General features: G+C 41.9%; 13 protein-coding genes and 1 pseudogene. 1 reads left to right on the top strand and 13 read right to left on the bottom strand.

The window, feature by feature from the left end; translation table 11 throughout:
- Positions 1-103: 103 nt before the first annotated feature.
- The 8 genes from fsa to DWZ47_RS19730 all read right to left on the bottom strand — a co-directional run bounded on the left by fsa (position 104) and on the right by DWZ47_RS19730 (position 12,186).
- Positions 104-760: a fructose-6-phosphate aldolase gene (gene fsa / locus DWZ47_RS19765; protein WP_004300824.1), complete on the bottom strand. Its 657-nt coding sequence runs from the start codon at positions 758-760 to the stop codon at positions 104-106.
- Positions 761-827: 67 nt separating this feature from the next.
- Complete coding sequence (locus DWZ47_RS19760) at positions 828-1,880, bottom strand: class I fructose-bisphosphate aldolase (RefSeq protein WP_004300825.1); 1,053 nt, start codon at positions 1,878-1,880, stop codon at positions 828-830.
- 27 nt (positions 1,881-1,907) lie between these two features.
- On the bottom strand, positions 1,908-2,654 hold the full coding sequence (gene gpmA, locus DWZ47_RS19755; protein ID WP_004300826.1) for a 2,3-diphosphoglycerate-dependent phosphoglycerate mutase: 747 nt from the start codon (positions 2,652-2,654) through the stop codon (positions 1,908-1,910).
- Between the two features lie 306 nt (positions 2,655-2,960).
- Positions 2,961-5,465 (bottom strand): zinc-dependent metalloprotease, encoded by a 2,505-nt coding sequence (locus DWZ47_RS19750; protein ID WP_117514359.1) that lies wholly within the window; start codon positions 5,463-5,465, stop codon positions 2,961-2,963.
- Between the two features lie 19 nt (positions 5,466-5,484).
- A complete protein-coding gene (locus DWZ47_RS19745) occupies positions 5,485-6,912 on the bottom strand; it encodes a RagB/SusD family nutrient uptake outer membrane protein (RefSeq protein ID WP_008999839.1) in 1,428 nt (475 codons plus the stop codon).
- A gap of 20 nt (positions 6,913-6,932) precedes the next feature.
- Positions 6,933-10,529 (bottom strand): SusC/RagA family TonB-linked outer membrane protein, encoded by a 3,597-nt coding sequence (locus tag DWZ47_RS19740; RefSeq protein WP_117514357.1) that lies wholly within the window; start codon positions 10,527-10,529, stop codon positions 6,933-6,935.
- Between the two features lie 19 nt (positions 10,530-10,548).
- Positions 10,549-11,616, bottom strand: coding sequence for a FecR family protein (locus DWZ47_RS19735; protein ID WP_117514356.1), 1,068 nt, complete (start codon positions 11,614-11,616; stop codon positions 10,549-10,551).
- Positions 11,617-11,682: 66 nt separating this feature from the next.
- Positions 11,683-12,186, bottom strand: a complete 504-nt coding sequence (locus tag DWZ47_RS19730) for an RNA polymerase sigma factor (RefSeq protein WP_008774773.1) — start codon at positions 12,184-12,186, stop codon at positions 11,683-11,685.
- A 391-nt stretch (positions 12,187-12,577) separates the two neighbouring features.
- On the opposite strand from DWZ47_RS19730, the pseudogene DWZ47_RS19725 reads away from it, so the two are divergent.
- A pseudogene (locus tag DWZ47_RS19725) lies at positions 12,578-14,209 on the top strand (PAS domain-containing sensor histidine kinase); the annotation flags it as partial.
- 35 nt (positions 14,210-14,244) lie between these two features.
- Here DWZ47_RS19725 and DWZ47_RS19720 read toward each other — a convergent pair.
- From DWZ47_RS19720 to DWZ47_RS19700, 5 genes are all read right to left on the bottom strand, one after another.
- Positions 14,245-15,699 (bottom strand): ATP-binding cassette domain-containing protein, encoded by a 1,455-nt coding sequence (locus tag DWZ47_RS19720; RefSeq protein ID WP_117514354.1) that lies wholly within the window; start codon positions 15,697-15,699, stop codon positions 14,245-14,247.
- 107 nt (positions 15,700-15,806) lie between these two features.
- Entirely contained in the window at positions 15,807-17,942 is a 2,136-nt protein-coding gene (locus DWZ47_RS19715) for an alpha-glucuronidase family glycosyl hydrolase (protein ID WP_117514352.1), read from the bottom strand.
- Between the two features lie 165 nt (positions 17,943-18,107).
- Positions 18,108-19,085 (bottom strand): glycoside hydrolase family 43 protein, encoded by a 978-nt coding sequence (locus tag DWZ47_RS19710; RefSeq protein ID WP_117514350.1) that lies wholly within the window; start codon positions 19,083-19,085, stop codon positions 18,108-18,110.
- 26 nt (positions 19,086-19,111) lie between these two features.
- A complete protein-coding gene (locus DWZ47_RS19705; protein ID WP_117514348.1) occupies positions 19,112-20,242 on the bottom strand; it encodes an endo-1,4-beta-xylanase in 1,131 nt (376 codons plus the stop codon).
- A gap of 39 nt (positions 20,243-20,281) precedes the next feature.
- The gene (locus DWZ47_RS19700; protein WP_004311418.1) at positions 20,282-21,697 is read right to left on the bottom strand and encodes an MFS transporter; all 1,416 of its coding nucleotides are present in this window, start codon (positions 21,695-21,697) and stop codon (positions 20,282-20,284) included.
- Positions 21,698-21,699: the final 2 nt, after the last annotated feature.

The raw sequence follows: 21,699 nt of genomic DNA, 5'->3' as shown, positions 1-21,699 counted from the left end.
CAGCTACCCGAAAAAACAAATATTCTTTAGGCACGGAATTCTAAGACCTGAGCAAATAATCCGTGCCTAAAAATTTTAATATACTGCAAGTTTCATTACTTACTCAACCATTGACTTTTTTATAGTCTTCCAGAAACTTCTTCAATCCCGAATCCGTCAACGGATGATTCAATAAACCCTTGATAGCACTCAACGGACAAGTAGCAACGTCCGCTCCCACTTCCACACATTCGATAATATGTTTCGTATTGCGGATAGAAGCAGCGAGCACTTGTGTCTTGTAATCATAGGTACGATACATACGTACAATATCTCCCACAAGCCCTACTCCATCTTCACAAATATCGTCCAGACGACCGACAAAAGGCGAAACATAGGTAGCTCCGGCTTTAGCTGCCAGTAATGCCTGTCCTACTGAAAAGACTAATGTACAGTTAGTACGGATTCCCTTTTCCGTGAAATGTTTGATCGCTTTAATGCCATCGGCAATACAGGGGACTTTTACTACAATATGCGGATTGAGCGCGGCAAGTTCTTCACCTTCACGAATCATTCCTTCATAATCGGTTGCTATCACTTCGGCACTGACATCTCCGTTGACAATCTTACATATCTTGATATAATGTTCACGCTGATTCTGCGTTCCTTTGATACCTTCTTTCGCCATCAGCGAAGGGTTGGTAGTCACTCCGTCAAGTACTCCGAGGTCATAAGCCTCCTGAATTTGCTCCAAATTAGCTGTGTCAATAAAAAATTTCATACTCTTAATTTTTAATGGTTAACGATCTAATAGTCAAAGATAATAATTTATTTCCATTCATCTCTGATTATGCAATCGTTATTGACGAATCAAGATATACATCCTGAATAGTATTCAATAATTCCACCCCTTCGTTCATTGGTTTCTGGAACGCTTTACGTCCGCTAATCAATCCCATACCTCCTGCACGTTTGTTGACTACAGCTGTAATGACTGCATCACGCAAATCGGAAGAACCGTGAGATTCTCCACCGGAGTTAATCAAACCAACGCGTCCCATATAGCCGTTGGCTACCTGGTAGCGGCAAAGGTCAATCGGATGTTCGGAAGCAAGTTCGGTATACATACGCTCGTCGATCTTTCCGAAACCGATAGCTTTGAAGCCACCATTATTAGTCGGAAGTTTCTGTTTCACAATATCAGCTTTGATAGTCACTCCCAAACGGTCGGCCTGTCCTGTCAGGTCGGCGGCAGCATGATAATCGACAGCACCTTTCTTGAAATCATTATTGCGCAGGTAACACCAAAGAATGGTTGCCATCCCCAGTTCGTGAGCATATTCAAAAGCTTCGGCTATCTCCACGAGCTGACGGCGACTCTGTTCCGAACCGAAATAGATAGTGGCGCCTACCGCTACTGCTCCCATATTCCAGGCTTCTTTAACGGTACCAAACAATACTTGGTCGAAACTGTTAGGATAAGAAAGTAATTCATTGTGATTCAACTTAACGATAAAAGGTATTTTATGGGCATATTTACGTGCTACGGATCCAAGAATCCCAAAGGTAGAAGCTACTCCATTACAGCCTCCTTCAATAGCCAGTTTTACGATATTTTCCGGATCGAAATAGATCGGATTGGGGGCAAACGATGCTCCGGCAGTATGTTCGATGTCCTGATCGACAGGAAGTATAGACACATAACCGGTATTTGCCAGGCGGCCATGTCCCAACAACGTTTGCAGACTGTTCAATACTCTGATGCTCCGGTCCGAATCAATCCAGATTTTATCTATTGTATCGGGAGACGGAACATGAATCAATGATTTATCAATGGTTTCGCAAGTGTGGTCCAGGTAATAACAGGCCTTATCTCTTAATAATTCTACTACTTTACTCATAACTTCTTTTTTTAATGTGTAACTTTTCTATTTTTTCTTTCCCTGATTGGCTACTGCTTCCATCAGTTTTTTGATCTCTTCCGGGTTTCCCAGGAAATAGTCATTAGCAACGTTCAGGTTTTCATCAAACTCAAATACGTAAGGCACAGCCGTAGGTAGATTCAGCTTGACAATATCTTCATCGGAGATGTTTTTTAGATGCTTGATGATGCCTCTCAAACTATTGCCATGAGCGACCACCAACAGCGTATGAGCTGTTTTCAGACTAGGAAATATATCACTTTCCCAATAAGGCATAATACGTTCAATGGTATCTTTCAACGATTCAGTACGAGGCAACTCCGCATCGGGTACTTCATGATAACGGTAATCAAAACGGGGATTTCTCAAATCACTTTCTGAAAGAGGATGGGGAGCTATATCATAGCTACGACGCCACACTAGCACTTGTTCTTCTCCATATTTCTCGGCAGTCTCGGCTTTATTCAATCCCTGCAATTCACCATAATGCTTTTCATTCAAGCGCCAGCTTTTCTCTACAGGTATCCAGTCCAGATTCATCTTATCGAGAACACAGTTCAAGGTTTTCACCGCACGCTTCAAATAGGAAGTATAAGCCTTATCAAAATTGAAACCATATTCTTTCAATGTCTCTCCGGCTTTTTCAGCTTCGGCAACTCCCTTTTCTGTCAGATCTACATCTGTCCAGCCCGTAAAACGATTTTCTTTATTCCATGCACTCTCTCCGTGACGAAGTAATACTATCTTTTTCATTTCTAAAATTCTCCTTTCTTCTTTTTATATATACAACAGATTGTTTCTTCACAAAGTTCACTAGAAAATAAATAGTTGTCAATACCCAGAAATAATGATTCTTTCTACAAAGAAGCGGGATGCAGTAATCAGGGATATAAAAAAATACCCTCCTCTAATTCTAAGCTTGCATTATGGATGATGATTCATCAAAGCAAGGTTATCATTAGAGAAGAGTAAGTCTGTAAAAGTAATAAGAGAGAGTTTATATATACAAGAAAATCTGTTCTACTTTTCTATTTTTTCTATTCTTCGTTTTCCTCAAAGCTATTTATCAGAAGACCGCGTATCAGCATCTTTTCCATAATATCCTTCTTTTATTTTCTGAACGTTGCGCAGCAATGCCGCATAATGCCGGTAATTGAGATCTCCCTCCTTAGAAGCAGCAAGTTGCTCTTTTACTGACTCTTCAATCTTATCTAAATGCTGTTCTACAAAAAGCTGAATATCAGAACGGCTGATTGCCAGATTCGCATTGGCACCATCTTTGCTACTAGGTTTAATCATTCCTTCGACAAACCCCAGATAAGTCCGGTGCAACTGACGGCGGAAATTATTCTCCAGTTCATTGGGATCATTCAACGGTTTCCATATTGCAGTAAATACATCGTTCAAATAATCATCGAGTGCATACGATTCCGAAGAACACAATGAGGTTGAGTAAATATTATACAACATTCCCGGTGCAAGTAGCAAAGCTACAACAGAGCTTTGGCGGTCACGAATCTCATCCACCGGCTTGACTCCGGTACGACTCACCACTTCATCAGGATAGAGCCAGAGCGGAGCTACAAACAAATTGCGTCCCAACCATTCAACAGCTTCTTTCTGCAAACTGCGTGGCAGATAATCATGCACTTTGAGATCCGGCAAATTATTGGTATAGCGTCCTCCTATGTTCTTCTGCACTTGCAGGGTATACTTCAGATGTTGGGCACGAACCGAATTATAAATGGTGGTTAAGTCAGTGTACTCTCCGTCAGGCTGTGCTGTCCAGGTCAGTATGTTTTCCATCACTCTTTTCAGGTTCTTTATACCGTATTCATTGGCTTTCATATTATTGTCGCCCAAGTCCTCACTCTGGCTACGGGGATCAAATCCCTTTCCTTCATCACCAACAAACCACAAGCGATGATCTCCCCGCAGTTTTTTGGTTACTTCGGCACGTAATACGTCTTTTTCTTTATAAGGATCCTTAAATTCCGGACGATAGCGATATCCCCATTGGATAGCCCATTTGTCATAAACACCGATACGAGGGAACAATCCTTTTTCGGAAATCCGATCTTCCGGTTGGGCTACATAATTAAACCGCGCATAATCCATGATTGATACCGTATGACCATTGGCTTCTACCCAAGCTTTATCACGCAGTTTCTCTACCGGAGTAGCCGAACTGGCTGCCATATTGTGCCGTAAGCCGATACTATGCCCCACTTCATGTGAAGAGACAAACTGAATCAGACTGCCCATTAATTTGTCGTCAAAAGTCATCGTGCGTGCGCGCTTATCCAGTGGCCCGCACTGCACCATATACCACTTTTTGAGTAAGTTCATTACGTTGTGATACCAACAAATATGACTTTCCATAATTTCTCCACTACGCGGATCGACAATACGCGGACCGTAAGCATTCTCCGTTTCGGAGGGTAGATAACGTATCACACTATAACGCGCATCGTCCAAACTCATATTGGGATCGTTCGACCATTCTTTAGCTATTATAGCGTTCTTGAATCCGGCAGCTTCAAATGCTGTATTCCAGTCTTCGACACCTGCTTTAAGATAAGGTATCCACTTCTTCGGTGTTGCCGGATCAATGTAGTAGATAATGGGATTTTTCGGTTCGGAGAGTTGTCCCCGACGGTAACGTTCCGGATCTTTCGGTTCCAACCGATAGCGCTGGATGATGGCTCCACGATCGGTAGTCTGCTGGTCGTCCGAAAATTCGGTCAACGAGTTTTGGAAAAATCCCACCCGGTCATCGGCAAACCGTGGCTGCATCGGTTCTTTGGGTAACATCACGATGCTTGTATTCAGTTTCACAGTCACCGAACCAGTCTGTGCAGCCGGTAGTCTACCAGCACTAATACTATAAGTACGCAAAGTCACTGCCTCCACGTTGATAGGATAGGTTTTTATCGTATCCATAAATGTGCGGTCCTGGGCTAAAGTACCGATGCCAAGAATGGAACGGTCGCTTGAGGTAAAGCCACACAATTTATTATCACCTAAAAAAAGTTTTGATACATCAATGAGCTGTGCCTGAGTCTCCGGATTTCTACCGATTACATCAAACTTATAGATTACAGGATCTACAGTCGATTGTTTCAATGCCTCGGCAATGTTATCACCCGGACGGGCAAACTGTGATTGCACATATTCGCGTAAAAAGAGAGTCTTATCATCATGCTGTTCCCAATAAACAACACTCCGGTTCACCTCTTCTCCGCTAAGCATTTTGAAACCCTGTGGCACTGCTTTAAACCGGGTCACAGCCAACAACAACCGTCCTAAAAGAGTATCCGGCACTTCAAAATACCAGTTATCTTTGATGTGGCGTACCGTAAACATACCCTCACATTCACTTCCTCCATCTTTCAACAGTTTTTCATAAGCCGTTACTTTCTTAACAGTGTCTTTCTTGACCGTATCTTCCTGTGCTACCAGTTTCTTCTTTCCACTTTCCAGAAGAGATATACCACTGGCACGAGCTCCCACACCTTGCAAGGACAGGAACGCCAACACAGCCATCATCAAAATCTTTCGCATAGTTTTCTCTTTATTTTTTTTATTCGTTAGTGTTCATTGTCAGGTTCGGATTTTTTTCACGGGCAGCCAACGGGAATGGAATGATATACAACCGTGAATCCGGCTTCAACGTATATGTCTTTTTCTCGACATCCGTAGATACCAGCGGGAAAGTACGGGTGATTGTCTTTGCGTAATCAGCTTCCGTATTGTATCGTTTCAAATCCCAGAAGCGACTAAATCCGGAGATTAACTCCTTACGGCGCTCATCAATGATTGCCTGCACCATCGCACGTTCGGTAGCAGGTTCCGGCAATACAGCTTCGGCTCCCTTGATTCGTTTTTCACGCAACTGATTCAATGTTTGGACAGCTCCCGGTATATCTTTCAGCCGTGCTTTCGCTTCTGCCAGAATCAGGTAAACTTCGGCAGTACGCATTCCCACAGACATAGGCTGAAACTTAGAATAAGTAATCGAAGTATTCCACAAAGCAGCTCCTGAACCTTCGTCAAAGTAGTATATACTGTTGTCACTCGTTTTAAAGAATTGGTTCAAACGTTCATCATTCTGCCCGAAAAGTTGTACCATCTCCGGGCTAAGCATACCATAACAAAAGGCCAAAACTTCAGTAGGACCACCCATATAAGCATAGTTCAGCACTTCCGGGTTACCGCCTTTGGCATAAGTAGTAACCTTAGTCGGACCTCCTTTAGCTCCCAAATCAATATAATCAATCAGGGTATTATTCAACTTCAATGATTCTTCGGCAGCTTCTTTTGCTTTTTTCCAATCTCGATGGAACAGATAAACACGGGCAGCCAACGCATATCCAAAAGCTTTTGACGGATGATATACATTCACCGGCTCTTCCTGTAAATAAGGAAGCGCTTCTTCTATATCCTTAATAATAAAATCGTATACTTGAGCAACCGTAGATTTGGTTGGAGTAGCCTCCAAATCATATTTATCAATGATAGCAACTCCACCGTCAGTGGCTGCAGTTTCCGGATTATATGCTTTCGCAAATGTATTTATCAGAATAAAGTGATCCCAGGCACGCATGATCTTTGCTTCCGCTTTTGCCAATTCCTTAACATCTTTATCACCCAGACTAGCATCAACCAATGAAATTACGATATTTGACCGTAGGATATATGTATAACAATTTTCATATAAATTGTTATCACTTAGCTCTTTCCGGTTAGCTGCCTCATTAAAAGTCATGTTAATACCATCCCATGAAATAAATTCATTACCTATGATATTCGATTCTTTCGACCAGACATTATCGCTCAACAAGGCAAAAGCTGCCGGATGGTAGGCCCGGTTGGGCAGGGCTATCAATTCATAATAAGTATCAGTAGAATCCACCGTTTTCTTGCCTGTAGGAGTAATATCCACATAGTCTTCACAGGCTGCAAAACCCAATATGAGAATAACTGGCAATATATAAAGTAATTTACGCATATCTTATATCTTTTAAATGGTTAGAAACTTGTTGATAATCCGATGGAGTAAGTCTTAGGAGAAGCGATGCCACGTGTACCGTCATTCATTCCATAGCTTTCCGGATCAATATCACTTCCTGCCTTACACCAGGTAAACAGATTATTTACCTGCACTTTCACTTTCAGAGAAGAGAGGCGGAGGTACTGGCAAACCATAAACGGCAAGTTATATCCTACACTCAAACTACGCAATTTCACATAACCTGCATCTTTCACATTGATGTCACCAAATTGCCACCAATCCTGGAAAGTTGTTGCATAAGTTTTTACCTGTGCCGGTATATCGAGGTACATACGTACCTGTGCATTCGAATCATCCGCAGTCCAACGGTTGGCAATTCCTTTCAAGGTTTGAGTACCTAACTGGTCATCCATTTTTAATACACTGTTACGCAGTTTATTACCACCAGCATACACAAAGAATGCATTCAAATCAAAATTCTTATAGTTGAATCTTAACCCTACTGACCCGCTGAATTTCGGAGTCAGCGAACCAAGGTTCACCAAGTCATCAGTACCTTTGAGCGAAGAACCAGAAGTGATACTGGCTACCGTACCATCTTCATTGAATTTCACCAGATCATTTCCATCTTTGTCCACTGCTACCGGATATCCATTCTCCATACGATCTATACGGTAAGCCCATAACGTATTATAACTAGTACCTTCCATAAAATAGTTCAGCGGACTCTTTATAAAGAGGCTCGCATTGTCGGATTCACTATGATCCACCTTCAACATTTTGTTCTTATTATGGTCAAAGTTAAAATCTACAGCGAAGTTCCAGTCTTTCTTACGTATGATATTGGCTGAAAGGGAAAGCTCTACACCACGATTACGCATCTCACCATTATTTACTACACGTGAGCCAGCTCCTAAAGTCGGATCCATATATCGGCGTACCAACAAATCAGATGAGTGACGATTATAATACTCCAGAGTTCCACTTATCAGATTCTTGAAAAGACGGAAATCTAATCCTATATTGTAAGTAGCCGTTTTCTCCCAGCGAAGCTTCGGATTCGGCAGATCATCATCCTCGTAAGTCAAATAAGTCGTTTTGATGGGATTGCTCTGTGTTTTTTTCTTTACAACAAAATAGGTAGTCGAAGCTTGATCTACATTACCGTTAATACCGTACGTCATACGTAGTTTAAGGTAATCCAGCCAGGAAATCTCTTTCATGAATGATTCTTCCGACAGAATCCAAGACGCACCGACTGACCACAAAGGATGGCGCTGATTACGTATATCGAGCCCGAACAAATCGGCTTGATCCCAACGAATACTTCCGGAAAGATTATAACGTGACAGATAAGAGTATCCTGCATTTGCATAAAAAGACGCATAACGATGGCGTGACTCGTGCAAAGTAGCAGACAGCCCCGATAAAGTAATCGTTCTGTCAGAAAGAGCACTGGTTCCTACACCGTCACGATAGGCTTGCCAATTCATAAAATCAGAAGTTAATGTTTGCGGATCGTAGCCATACAACAATTGGCGGGCAGGTGTCGGAATCTTATTTTCACGAAATTCCAGACCGGCAATGGCAGTTACTGCATGGTCCTTCCAAGTTTTATCAAAGTCTATTTGGTTTCGTACCGTGTAACGCTTACTTTCAACTTCTGTCTGAGAAAAACGTCCCCCTTGCGGCAATTGTGCTTTTCCATTTGTATCAACCATACTGTTATGTAGCATACGCATTGCATAAGTATTTTCCGACTCAAATAGTTCACTCTTACCTTTATTCCATTCATATTGATACATGAAGTTGTATTTGAACATTTTCAGGAAACGAGCCTGTAAACTTACAAACGGACGAATACTAACATCATGTGACTTTGTTATGCTTTCCTCCAATGCATCAAGTACATTGAAACCAAACGTTCTATAAGGTGAGACACCTTCAGCTTTTCTTACAACACTCCCATTATAGGAAGGATATGCACCTACATTCACATAAGGAGAAGTATAATGGTTACCGTCGGCATCCAATATCCGCTCATATCGTTGTTGCAGGGTATAGCTGGTATAACTGCTATTCGGAGTATGACTACGTCCCATACGTACGTCCACTCCGGCATTCAGATTCAACCAGTTTGTGACCGCATAATTCGATTTATAGTACAAAGAAATTTTATTGCTTTTACTACTAATAACGCGCTGACTATCCTTTTCATAATTGAAAGAAAGGAAATGATTGCTATTTCCGGCTTTCTGTGATACAGTTACATTATAGCGCTGGGTTATAGCCGTACGCCAAGCATTATCACGATATTCCTTATAATAATCATTATTACGCCATTGTCCCAACGTAGCATTTACTTCACTACTGGTAATATCTCCATTGGCCTGATCCAGATAGAGTTGGAACAAGGGATTATAATAATTGTACTGAAAAGAAGATAAAAAATTCGCCGCACTTCCTTTTTCCGCTACATTAGCATCAAAAACAGCTGTTTGATAATCAATAATATCACTTGTTGAAGCTAAGTTCAAGCTCTTGAAACTTGGTTTGGTAGTGATAAACCAGTCTGCATTAATACTCACGTGCGCACCTTCTTTCTGAGCTTGTTTCGTGGTCACTACAATAACACCATTGGCTGCCAAAGCACCATAAATACTAGCAGCGGCAGCATCTTTCAAGACTGTGATACTTTCCACATTATAAGGATTTATCTCGCTCAAGCTTAAATTGGTTGGCATATCGTCCACAACGATCAGCGGATTTGTTCCTACGTCATCCGAGAACGTACCTACTCCACGAAGAATAGGACTCATATCACCCGTATTCGGATTAATATTCATACGCAAACCTGCTATCTGCCCTTCCAGAGATGAGGCCAGGTCACTGTGCATCTGTCTGTTCAGTTGTTCGGAATCAACGAAACCGAAAGCTGCAGTAGAACGTTCACGGCTAATACGCTGATAGCCCGTCACCACAACATCCCCCAATTGTTGCTTGTCCTCATGCATTATCACCCGGATATTGTTACGGTCTTTAACAGAAACCTTTTCCGACTGCATACCGACGAAAGACACTTCCAATGTATGTACATCCACCGGAACTTTACAAGTAAAGTTTCCCTCTGCATCTGCAATAGCACCAAAAGGACTATTGAGCACTTTGATATTTGCTCCCGGCAAAGGATTACCACCCTCATCCACTACCTGTCCCCCAACATTTCTGAACTTACCTGAAGCAGTTGTCGAGGTAGCTTTCACTTTACGGACAGTGATGAAATTTTGTTTCACATCATACTCAAAAGGCTTTCCTTCCAGAATCTTCTGAAGTGCTGCAAAAGGAGCCATCTGATATATACTCACAGTTACACGATAGGGTGCAACGTCTTCACTGGGAAAATTCACCTTATAACCAGATACATTGCTGAACTGTTTCAAGGCCGAACCGAGCGGTTCGTTTTTCATCTCTAAAGAAATCTGCCTGTTTTCTGCATTCTGCGCCCATCCTTGCAAGGCTGTTGCTGTAAACACCAGCAATAGAAAGGCAGTTCTCATCCACACAAGCTTTTTTTTAGTTCTTTTTTCTAATAATGTAATTTGTTGCTTTTTCATAAGAGTTGTATTTGTATAGTTAAATCTGCTTGATTGTAATGGTCCCGCCCTGATAGTCCACCTGCACTTTCTCCAACTTATTCAGCAGTTCCAATGCTTCATCCAAATGGGTATTTTTATTAGCCCAGAAGTTCAACCTGATATGGTACAGTTCGCACCGCTCAAAATCGATATTCACATTATACCATCTTCCCAAAGCACCCATGATTTCTTCCAACGGCACATCCTCAAAGTAGAACATTCCCTCTGTCCAGGCTGTATATGTAGCGATATTCACTTCTGATACTTTTTCCTCTCCGGTTTCCGTATAGGTCAAATCCTGTCCCGGACGTAATGTTACCGACTTATTGTTAACTGTGTTTGTGACCTGCACCTTACCATTCACCAAAGTTACATGACGATCTTCAACACTATAGGAACGCACGTTGAATTTAGTTCCCAGCACCATGGTATTCATGCCATTAGCACATACAATAAACGGATGTTCGGCATCTTTTGCCACTTCAAAGCAAGCCTCCCCTTCTAGTTCCACACGTCGTTCTTTTCCATTAAATGCCACAGGGTAGCGCAAACGACTTTCAGCATTGAGCCATACCTTAGTCCCATCAGCCAGTACCAGCAGAAAATCTTTTCCACGTGGTGTAGTCAAAGTCTGACAGCATACAGTGTCTGCCGAGACAGTTTTCCAGTCTTTCACATCCATCACACTGTCTGTCAATAACTGCTGTTCACTACGACCATCCATTTGTAGGACCACATGTTCATCATTGTTGTTCGCAGCAAAAAAACGTATCGGCTGTTCTACAGGTAAAGAAGTGGAAGGAAGCAAAGAAGGAATCAGAAAAGCCAGTATCAAGACAGCTGCAGCAGAAGAAGCAATTGCCAAGATACGCATTTTCTTTCTGTACTTGCGTTTCCGTTGCAGATTCTCACGTATCACAGCTTCCTTACAAGCCATTAATTCCAAGAAAAGTTCTTTATTTTCAGGTATACCTATCCACTGAAGAAATTCATCAGTTTCTCTTAATTGTGGATGTTGTATGGCACGAAGTGCATAATCTAATTTTTTATCTGAATGGTCTATCATAGTGTCAATAGTTTCATTAAACACGTAAAGGTTACTGAAACTGATGACACCCCGATAGGATTTTTTTTAAAAAAAGATGGTTAATTGTTTTCGGAGTATCTTTAAAGCTCTGGCAATGTGCGTTCTAACGGTATTATCACTAATACGTAACTTTTCACTGATTTCCGCACATTTCTTTTCATTTAAGAAGAATTCTTCCACTACGGTTCGCATTTGTGGAGCCATCTGGCGAATACTCTCCTGCATCCGGTTTATCTTGTCTTCATACTCACGGTATTCTTTCACAGTCCAGCCACTGTAAAGTTCTTCCAGATATCTTTCCGCATTTTTATGCACCACGTTCTGATGACGTATTTGGTCAATACAACGATTTCGCACCATGACGAAAAATAACGGCAGCAGATCCTCTTCCGTTGTCAACCGTTCGTTGCTCTCAAGCACCGAACAAAAGACATCGTTCACCACATCTTTTGCGCTTTCCTCATCATTCAGCAGATTATATGCATGAATATAGAGTTTTTGCCAATGTTCCCTGTATATAACAGTTATAGCATTTTGACTATCATTCATGTATTTCTAGTTACTTTTTGCGTTTCATAGAGCGCAAAGATAACCAATTGGAGCAAAAAACATTCTATTTATTAAAAAAGATTATAATTCATATAAATACATTTGTTGTTATAGACATATTCTATTCCCATCGTCTGACTCTTTATATTTTGACACTATGTTTCTCTCCAGAAAGATACGATTCACAACTATATCCGGCCGTTTCCATTCATCTGGACGTTGATTTAATCTTCGCTTTATCTTTACGCGTACAGAATGCTTCGATTACTTTTTTTACACGAAGATAATTTATTGATACTCTGCTCATATATGCCCATTTTCTTTGTAATACATACTTTCCTTGTGATACAATCATACTATCTTTTACTTTTTTAAGGTGGAATTCAACAAAAATGTAGAAGAAATATACTTGTTTGATACTCCCAAAGGTCATGTATGGATTCGTAGCAAGGCATGCTTCCAGGAAACAGACGAAAATGGTAACACCAAAGTATATGGAATTGCCGAAACCCAAGAGGGAATTCATATAGCATCTGCACACCAGGCTCTACAAAATAGCGAGCGGATCCTTCATAATATATATAAGAATCTTCCGGTAGGCATCGAATTATATGATAAGGACGGTCAAATGGTCGACCTGAATAAAAAAGATATGGAAATGTTCCGAATTTCCAATAAAGAAGATATTTTGGGAGTCAACATTTTCGAGAATCCTATATTGCCGGAAGAGATAAAACAGAAAATAAAAGACAATGAGAACGCAGATTTTACATTCCGGTATGACTTTTCCAAAATCAACAAATATTATCAGCCTAACAGTACAACCGGTTTCATTGACTTAACAACCAAAGTCACCACTCTATACGATCACAATCACGAACCTATCAACTACCTCTTAATTAATGTAGACAAGACCGAAGATACAATTGCTTATAATAAGATTCAGGAATTCGAGAGTTTTTTCGACCTGGTAGGAGATTATGCCAAAGTAGGTTACGCGCACTTCGATGCTTTGAGTCGGGATGGGTATGCTTTGAGAAGCTGGTACAGGAATGTAGGTGAAGAAGAGGGTACCCCATTGCCGGAAATCATCGGCATTCATTCCCATTTCCATTCAGAAGATCGGGCTGTGATGATCGACTTCCTGGATAAAGTGATAAAAGGAGAAAGTTCCAAGCTATCCCGCGATGTCCGGATTCGCAGAGCAGATGGAAATTACACTTGGACACGGGTTAACGTATTAGTAAGGAATTACCAGCCCCAGGACAATATCATCGAAATGCTGTGTATCAACTTTGATATTACCGAACTGAAAGAGACAGAGCGGATGCTGATTGGCGCCAAAGAGAAAGCTGAAGAAGCCGACCGGCTAAAATCTGCTTTTCTTGCGAATATGAGTCATGAGATACGTACCCCGCTCAATGCGATAGTAGGCTTTTCCAGTTTGCTTGAGGAAGCGGAGGATGCAGAAGAAAAACATCTGTATGCAACGATTATTGAAGAAAACAACAAGCTCTTGTTACAACTGATCTCGGATATTCTTGACTTGTCAAAGATTGAGGCAGGGACTTTCGACATTATCCCGGAACAAGTGGATGCACAACAACTTTGCAACGAACTGCTACAATCTATGCAGGTAAGGGCTACAGAGCAAGTAGAGATTCTCTTAGCACCGGAACTGCCCGAGCTTACTTTTACCAGCGACAAAAACAGGTTGTATCAGGTATTGCTGAATTTTGTAACGAATGCTCTGAAATTTACTTCCGAGGGCAGTATTGTTATTGATTACCGAATCAACGGAAATGAAGTCAGATTCTCGGTTCAAGATACGGGAATGGGCATCGAACCGGAAAAGCAGGAAGCTATCTTTACCCGATTCGTGAAATTGAATAATTTTATTGCCGGCACAGGGCTGGGACTCCCTATCTGTCAAAGTATCGTCACACAGTTAGGCGGCAAAATCGGAGTGGAATCAGAACCGGGGAAAGGTTCTTGTTTCTGGTTTACGCATCCGATTAACTAAAATCTAAATTCAAAATAAATATCAGAAAACAATGTTTACCGGTTTCTCTTTAAGAAAATACGATCTGTTATAGTGTTGGGAAGTTCCGATTCATAATGTGTCACCATAATCATCGTCTTATCTTTGCGTCGGCAGAAAGCCTCAATCACTTTCTTTACCCGTCGACGATTATAAGTATCCAAGCCATGAAGCGGTTCATCCAGAATCAGCAGTTCCGGGTCTTTGACGAAAGCTCTTGCCAACAAGGACAAACGTTGTTCTCCACTGGATAGTTGCAGGAATGGTTTATCTTTCAAATCTGCAATGCCAAATATATCCATCCACCACTCACAGATAGCCATCTGTTCCGGTTGAGGACGTTTATACAGACCGATACTGTCATGCAAACCACTGGCTACAATCTCAATAGCGGGCAGATTTTTAAGATAAGCACGGTGCATCTCCGGACTTACGTAACCAATATGTTTCTTGATTTCCCAAATACTTTCTCCCGTCCCTCTTTTCCGTCCGAAGAGACTGATGTCACAGGCATACGATTGCGGATTGTCTGCACAGACAAGGCTCAACAGAGTCGATTTCCCAGCACCGTTCTCACCACTCAACGCCCACTTCTCACCACGACGGACTGTCCAGTCCAGTTCTTTCAGAATAGTTCGGTCGCCATAACGGATACTGACCTTATTAAGTTTTACTACTTCCTCCGAATCGTAATTGTTGCCATCAGATGGCAAATCTATAATCCGTTGCTGCAAATCATCAAAAGAGGTAACCACATCTCTACTGCGGAAAGCTTCCAGATAGGCTTCACGTTCCATTTTAGGAAAGACCTCCATTTTGTCCACAGGAATGACATGAGTGATGAATGAAGGTATATCATCGAGCATGGAAAGTACCAGAATGATCTGTACGGACGACATTTTTGTCAGACGTTCGAGCAAAGAAAACAACAGTTCACGCGTAGGAGCATCCAGTCCGATAAACGGATTATCCATAATCAACACTCGAGGAGCAGTCAACAGGGTTTTGGTTAGCTGGAATTTACGTAATTCACCGCTGGAAAGGAGAATAATTTTCTTGTCGAGCAACGGTTCGATACGGAAGAGTTCAAACAGTTCGCGTTGTAGTTGCTCGTCCTTGATTTCTCCCAACATCTCACGAACATCAGGAGCTTCATCCTGATCGTGAGCATTCCAACGCTGCTGGTAGTAGTAATTGGCATCGGCAGCTCCATAGGTATCACGGAAAGCAATGTATTTCACATTATCATAAAGAGTCTGGGTGGCAGAGGGGGAAAAATCATATTGTACGGTTCCTTCACGCAATGGATATTTTCCGATCAGGGTATCTACAAAAAGACTTTTACCGCCACCATTGGGACCTACAATAGCTATGTGTTCATTCGCTCCGATAGTTGCCGTGATGGGTTTGGCTAAACGCACAAGCGGGTTGCGTGCTACGCCCCCCGCCATGCAGAATGTATTTTGGTTCATATTCTTTTATTCTGTTTTATTATTGCCCGCAAAGGTAACAATTTTATCATAAAAGACGCCAAATTGCAAACATATTCTTATTCGTTCCGTAGAAGGAATATCTTTATTTACTTACTAAACCCATAAGGTGGACATTCAAAATTGGTAATATCCAATTTGTATTCCATCATATCTTTCAACTCGTGTATGGGACGTTCCAATTCGTAAGGTATCGATTGTCTGCTGAATTGCTGGAAGTAAAGCAAACAAGCATCCCGCCACCAGACAGCATCCCGTGCCTGAATCTTCAGGCGGTGTTGCACATCACGAAAACGTTCGGAATCAATATACGGTTCCATCCTGTCCCACACTTTTTGAAAGTTTCTCACTTCGTTTACACCACGATCATACGCGTAGCACAGTTCTGCCCAAAGTGTACGTCCGCTCTTCATCTGATGATTCCAAGGGACATGGTGAAACCAAAGGAGCAGATTCTCCGGACAAGTATTCACATTGTCCAGTTGCTCGCATAATGGAGAATGGTATTGTCCGGTAGCATTACTTCCTGTACTGCTGCGGTCGAAACCTATTCCCATGTTGTCGGCACGGTGGTAATAAGGAGGCAGCCAATCCGGGCGAGCATCGGGAATATCACACCAGGGTTCCGGTCCGTAATGATGTCCCCATGCAAAGATATGATGCAAGCCGAGAGGCATCATGTAGTCTACTACTGCTTCTCTCGATTTCTGAAGCACTTGGGAGTTGAGAAGGGAGAGTTGAGCGTCGATCTGCTCTTTTTGAATGACTTCTCCTGCCGGAGTATCGGTTTGCGCACCGGTAACGGGAAGAAAAGTCTGTTTCAACCATTCTTCTCCTATCTGTTCGGAAGAGAGCGAATGTTTCCATGCCAATCGTCCGAAAGCATACCAGTTGGCTTGAGCAAAAGGATGTCCACACCAATTAGTATCATCACCGATGTTTGCCACTCCGGAAATAGCCGTGAGCGGATGAAAGAATAAAGAACCATCTGTCACACGGGCAACGGTAGAGCCTTTGCCTTGCAGATAAGTATCACTGTCTAAACACTCTTTCCACATAGGAGCAAGGAATGCAAGATGATTGGAAAAACCAAGATACTCTTGTGTGATTTGAAATTCGGGCATAACTGCCGTCTTTTTCATGGCTCCGAACAGCGGGCTGAATGGTTCACGGGGTTGGAAATCTATCGGACCGTTCTTGATCTGCACAATAACATTATCCCGAAATTTATCATCCAAAGGTTCAAATTCAAGATAGGCTTGTTTGGCACGGTCGCTGTCGGTAGGAGAATAAACGAAAGCGCGCCACATCACAATGCCATGATAGGACCTCAACACATCGGCAAGTATATTGGCCCCTTCGGCATGAGTCCGTCCGTAATCACACGGACCGGGCTGCCCTTCGGAATTCGCTTTCACCAGAAAACCTCCGAAATCGGGAATCAGAGAATAAATCTCTTTGGCTTTCTGCTTCCACCAGTTTATCACTTCTTTATTCAACGGATCGGAAGTGGATAAACCGCCTAAAGCTGCGGGAGAAGAGAAATTGATAGAAAGATATATTTTCAAGCCATAAGGGCGGAAAACGTCGGCCAAGACTTTGACTTTCTGCAAATAATCATTAGATAGTATCTTAGGACTTGCATTGACATTGTTTATTACAGTGGCATTAATGCCGATAGAAGCATTGGCACGAGCGTAGGCTTCATAACGGGGAGAGACAACAGACGGAAGTTCGTCCCATTTCCAAAGTGAATGTCCGGCATATCCGCGTTCGATTGTACCATCCAAGTTATCCCAATGATTCAGGATACGAATTCGATAATCAGGTCGTTCGGAGATATTGAGGGATTGCAAAGCTGATTCCGGTAGTTGTCCGGTAGCTTGCAGACGGAGTAAATGATACGTTCCATAAAGTACTCCTTGTTCACCGGAAGAAGCTATCGTTATTTGACTGCCACCTTTGGAGGTCTGAATCGTATATCCCTCATTTCCAAGTGCACGAAGTTCTTTATTGTTCCGGACCTCCAAAGTAACCGGGATTCCTCCCTGCCAGAAGTTCTGTAATTCGGAAACCGCAATACGTAATGTAGGTGATTGTTTCTTGCTGGTAATTTCCGCTTTCGCTCCCGATGCATAACGAAGCCACAAGGCACTTCCATCTTCTGCCCAAATAGAAGAAAAGCAAAAAAACAAAGTGAATGTCAATGCAAATATATTTCTCATAGTACAAAGTATGTTATCACAATTAATTTACAGTATGATAGCATAAGTAAATTAAGCATTCATAGTTAATAATAACCGCCTCTACCTGAAAAATCCCTATTACCTAATATTCTGGTAAAAGTAGGTATGTTTTTCAAATAGAGGCGGTTGTTTTAATGTATCCTATTATTCATCTTTTCCCTCGATAGTAATGATTCGCCCGTCTGCATCATACTGAAGTTCACAGACTTTCAAGCTACGGAGCCAAGTCTTTCCCTCTGATGGTACACAATCGTGATGAAACAGATACCACTTACCTTTAAACTCTACAATAGCATGGTGAGTAGTCCATCCTACCACCGGAGTCAGAATGACTCCCTGATAAGTAAACGGACCATAAGGGTTATCACCTGTTGCATAGCAGAGCAAATGAGTGTCTCCCGTAGAATAGGAAAAATAGTATTTACCATTATATTTATGCATCCACGAAGCTTCGAAGAAACGGCGTTCCGTATCCCCTGCTGTCAATGGCTTACCGTCTTCATCCAGAATTACCACTGCACGGGGTTCTTCGGCAAACTCCATCATGTCTTCACTCAAACGAGCAACACGCGACGGGATTGCCTCCTCCTCTCCTTCCGGCAAAATGGCAGATTCCAAGGCTTTATTATTACGGTAACGTTGAAGTTGTCCACCCCACAATCCACCGAAATATATATAATAGTTACCATCTCCGTCATCCCATACAGCCGGATCGATGCTGTAACTTCCTTTCATCGGATTAGCTTCCGGTATAAAAGGACCATAAGGTTTATCACTCACAGCTACCCCGATACGAAATATATCATTCTGATCTTTCAATGGAAAATACATATAGTACTTACCATCTTTACAAACCACATCACAATCCCATAGTTGACGGCCCGCCCAAGGAATATCCTCTGTGGAAAGCACCACTCCATGATCTTTTATTTCACCGTTCATCACATTATCCATAGAATACACGTGATAATCTTTCATATTGAAATGATCGCCATTATCATTTTCAGCAATACCACTTTCCCAATCGTGCGAGGGATAAATATACAGTTTGCCATCAAATACATGTACGGCAGGGTCAGCCATATAATCACTGGGAACTAAATATCTTTTTTCTGTTTTCATGCTTTTTCGGTTTTTCTGTTAGAAACTTATTTTGTTTTTTCAGTCTCTTTGATAATCAGGTCGACTACCGGCTTCGGCTGATAATTGCGATCAAAAAGTAACGGATAATCCGTGCGGCCTCTCATCGGCCAGTCATTACGCCAAGAGTTCTGATCGGCTACTCCCCAAAGAGTAACCCTGGTGATAAGGTTATGATGTTTCAGGAACAGACGGAAAAAGTCATTCATTCTTTCAGTCCATGCTTTCGATACCTCTTCCGGTAATCCATCCGGATAAGGATTCATCTCTTTCTTATATTCAAAGGAAGCGGAAACTTCTGCACCTACATTGGGATTCGGTGATGGTATCACCGTCAAATCCAGTTCTGTTATCATTATCTTCACTCCTGTTCCGGCAAAGGCCAGCATACTCTTCTCAAATTCACAGATTTTCGGGTAGTCCATGCCGATGTGTCCTTGCATACCTATGGCATCAATACGGATTCCACGTTTTTTCAAATCGTTCACCATTTTCACGACGGCTTCTCTTCTCCCCGGTTGGGCCATTGAGTAGTCATTGTAGTAAAGTTCGGCATCCGGATCGGCCTCGTGTGCATATTGGAAAGCCAATGGGATATATTCTTCCCCCAGAATCTCATAAAACTTTGTCTTGCGATATGCTCCATTATCTTCAATCGCTTCATTTACTACATCCCAGCCTTTGATACGGCCTTTATAGCGTTTCACGATGGTAGTGATATGGTCTTTCATCCGTTTCTTCAGGACTTCCGGAGAAACATTATTCCCGTCCTTATCTACGCAAAACCAAGGAGCCAATTGTGAATGCCAAATCAGGCAGTGACCAATGATAGCCATTTGATTGCTCTCACCAAAACTGACAAATTCATCTGCCTGCGCAAAATTATACTTATTTTCTTTCGGATGAATGACAGAAGACTTCATGCAGTTTTCCGCCACGATGGAATTAAAATTCTTCTTTACAATTTCAACAGCTGCGACATCCTTACCGGAACTTTGATGTGTGTTCACTGACACGCCAATCAAAAACTTGTTTTTCAAAGCCTTTTTCAGCGAATTTCCATCTTTCGCAAAAACTTCTCCATAAGAAAAAGAAAACATCACTGTCAATAATAACAGAATTATTCGTTTGAGTTTCATACGTTATATTTTTGAGTAATAAACATTCTACTATCTTATCTATTCGCCTTTTTTACAGCGCGATTCTATCTCCTCATTTATATTGTCAATCACATTATCTTCCAATTCATATTTAGAAATAATGAACATAGCGACCAAAAGCAACAACGCCGGAATAACGGCTACGAGCCACAGTATTCCCTGTTCGGCAAAAGGTGATTGTGACACTTCATTTGTCTGGTCGAATCCGACAAAAGCCATAACAAGTCCCGGTACAACTCCTCCAAGAGCCATTCCCGCTTTATAGAAAATACCAGTCAAAGCATTGACTATACCCGAAATACGTTTACCATGAGTATATTCGCCATACGAAATTACTTCGGGAACCAAAGCCCACATATACCCTGTCGCAATAATGACTCCCGTCGATTTTATGAACTGCGCCACAAAGACCAACCATATCTGCGTTTTGAGTACCGGAACCACAGAAATAATATACAGCAATGCCATACCCAATATAGCGACTGAAAGGAATACATAAAACATTTGCTTTTTTCCAATGGCACGTTTAATGGCAGGTACCATCGGCATGAAAATGAATGCGGGTATCGAGCCCAAGGCCATGAAATAAGGTAACATCTCCGGTGCACGTACATTATAAATCATATAATATGAACCGGCAGAATTACCAATCGCCATCATTGCAAAAGCAGTAATGAAAAAGAACGCCAAAATACGCAAAGGTTTATTTCTACAAAATTCTACCCACAAGTCGGACACTTTTACTTTAGATGTCTCCTCCTGATCCATAACCACACGCTCCTTCGTCTGGCTAAAGCAGAACATCAATAACGCCAATCCGATAACAGCATAAATAGTCATCGTAATAAACCATGCGTTAGCAGATGCAGTAGTATTGATTTTACCATCGGGAGACAACACCTTCACCAGTATCGGAATACCGTATGCCACAGCCAAACCACCCAAATTGGCAAGAAACATACGCACTGACGTCAACACCGTGATTTCATTCGTATCGCGGGTAAGTGACGCATTCAGTGCTCCATAAGGCACATTAATCAATGTATAACACATGGATAATCCAACGTAAGTGAAATAGGCATAGAACAGTGAACCCGAAAAGCCGTTCCAAAAACAAAGAATAGCAAAACCAGTCAGCGGAATTCCTCCCCAAATAAGATATGAACGGTATTTACCTAGTTTAGGATTGTGTTTATCGACGAAAGCACCCACCAGAGGATCCCAAAGGACATCCACTATCCTGACAATAAGAAACATCACGGCTGCCACTTCCGGTTTAAGTCCATATACATTGGTATAAAAAATCAGCAGATACATACATACGGTCTGGTAAATAAGGTTTTGCGCCAAATCACCGGAACCGAATCCTATACGTTGAAGCCAAGAGAGTTTATAGAAACCTTTCGCTTCATTGGTCTTTATTGTATTCTCCATAA

The organism is Bacteroides sp. AF32-8BH (assembly GCF_003435205.1).
GTDB lineage: Bacteria > Bacteroidota > Bacteroidia > Bacteroidales > Bacteroidaceae > Bacteroides > Bacteroides ovatus.
The sequence above is the reverse complement of the archived record's forward strand: the minus strand, read 5'-3'. Positions and strand labels throughout refer to the sequence as shown.

Bases quoted from the DNA above. Each gene is read 5' to 3' on its own strand.
- fsa (WP_004300824.1), bottom strand. From the start codon at position 760: ATGAAATTTTTTATTGACACAGCTAATTTGGAGCAAATTCAGGAGGCT.
- DWZ47_RS19760 (WP_004300825.1), bottom strand. From the start codon at position 1,880: ATGAGTAAAGTAGTAGAATTATTAAGAGATAAGGCCTGTTATTACCTG.
- gpmA (WP_004300826.1), bottom strand. From the start codon at position 2,654: ATGAAAAAGATAGTATTACTTCGTCACGGAGAGAGTGCATGGAATAAA.
- DWZ47_RS19750 (WP_117514359.1), bottom strand. From the start codon at position 5,465: ATGCGAAAGATTTTGATGATGGCTGTGTTGGCGTTCCTGTCCTTGCAA.
- DWZ47_RS19745 (WP_008999839.1), bottom strand. From the start codon at position 6,912: ATGCGTAAATTACTTTATATATTGCCAGTTATTCTCATATTGGGTTTT.
- DWZ47_RS19740 (WP_117514357.1), bottom strand. From the start codon at position 10,529: ATGAAAAAGCAACAAATTACATTATTAGAAAAAAGAACTAAAAAAAAG.
- DWZ47_RS19735 (WP_117514356.1), bottom strand. From the start codon at position 11,616: ATGATAGACCATTCAGATAAAAAATTAGATTATGCACTTCGTGCCATA.
- DWZ47_RS19730 (WP_008774773.1), bottom strand. From the start codon at position 12,186: ATGAATGATAGTCAAAATGCTATAACTGTTATATACAGGGAACATTGG.
- DWZ47_RS19720 (WP_117514354.1), bottom strand. From the start codon at position 15,699: ATGAACCAAAATACATTCTGCATGGCGGGGGGCGTAGCACGCAACCCG.
- DWZ47_RS19715 (WP_117514352.1), bottom strand. From the start codon at position 17,942: ATGAGAAATATATTTGCATTGACATTCACTTTGTTTTTTTGCTTTTCT.
- DWZ47_RS19710 (WP_117514350.1), bottom strand. From the start codon at position 19,085: ATGAAAACAGAAAAAAGATATTTAGTTCCCAGTGATTATATGGCTGAC.
- DWZ47_RS19705 (WP_117514348.1), bottom strand. From the start codon at position 20,242: ATGAAACTCAAACGAATAATTCTGTTATTATTGACAGTGATGTTTTCT.
- DWZ47_RS19700 (WP_004311418.1), bottom strand. From the start codon at position 21,697: ATGGAGAATACAATAAAGACCAATGAAGCGAAAGGTTTCTATAAACTC.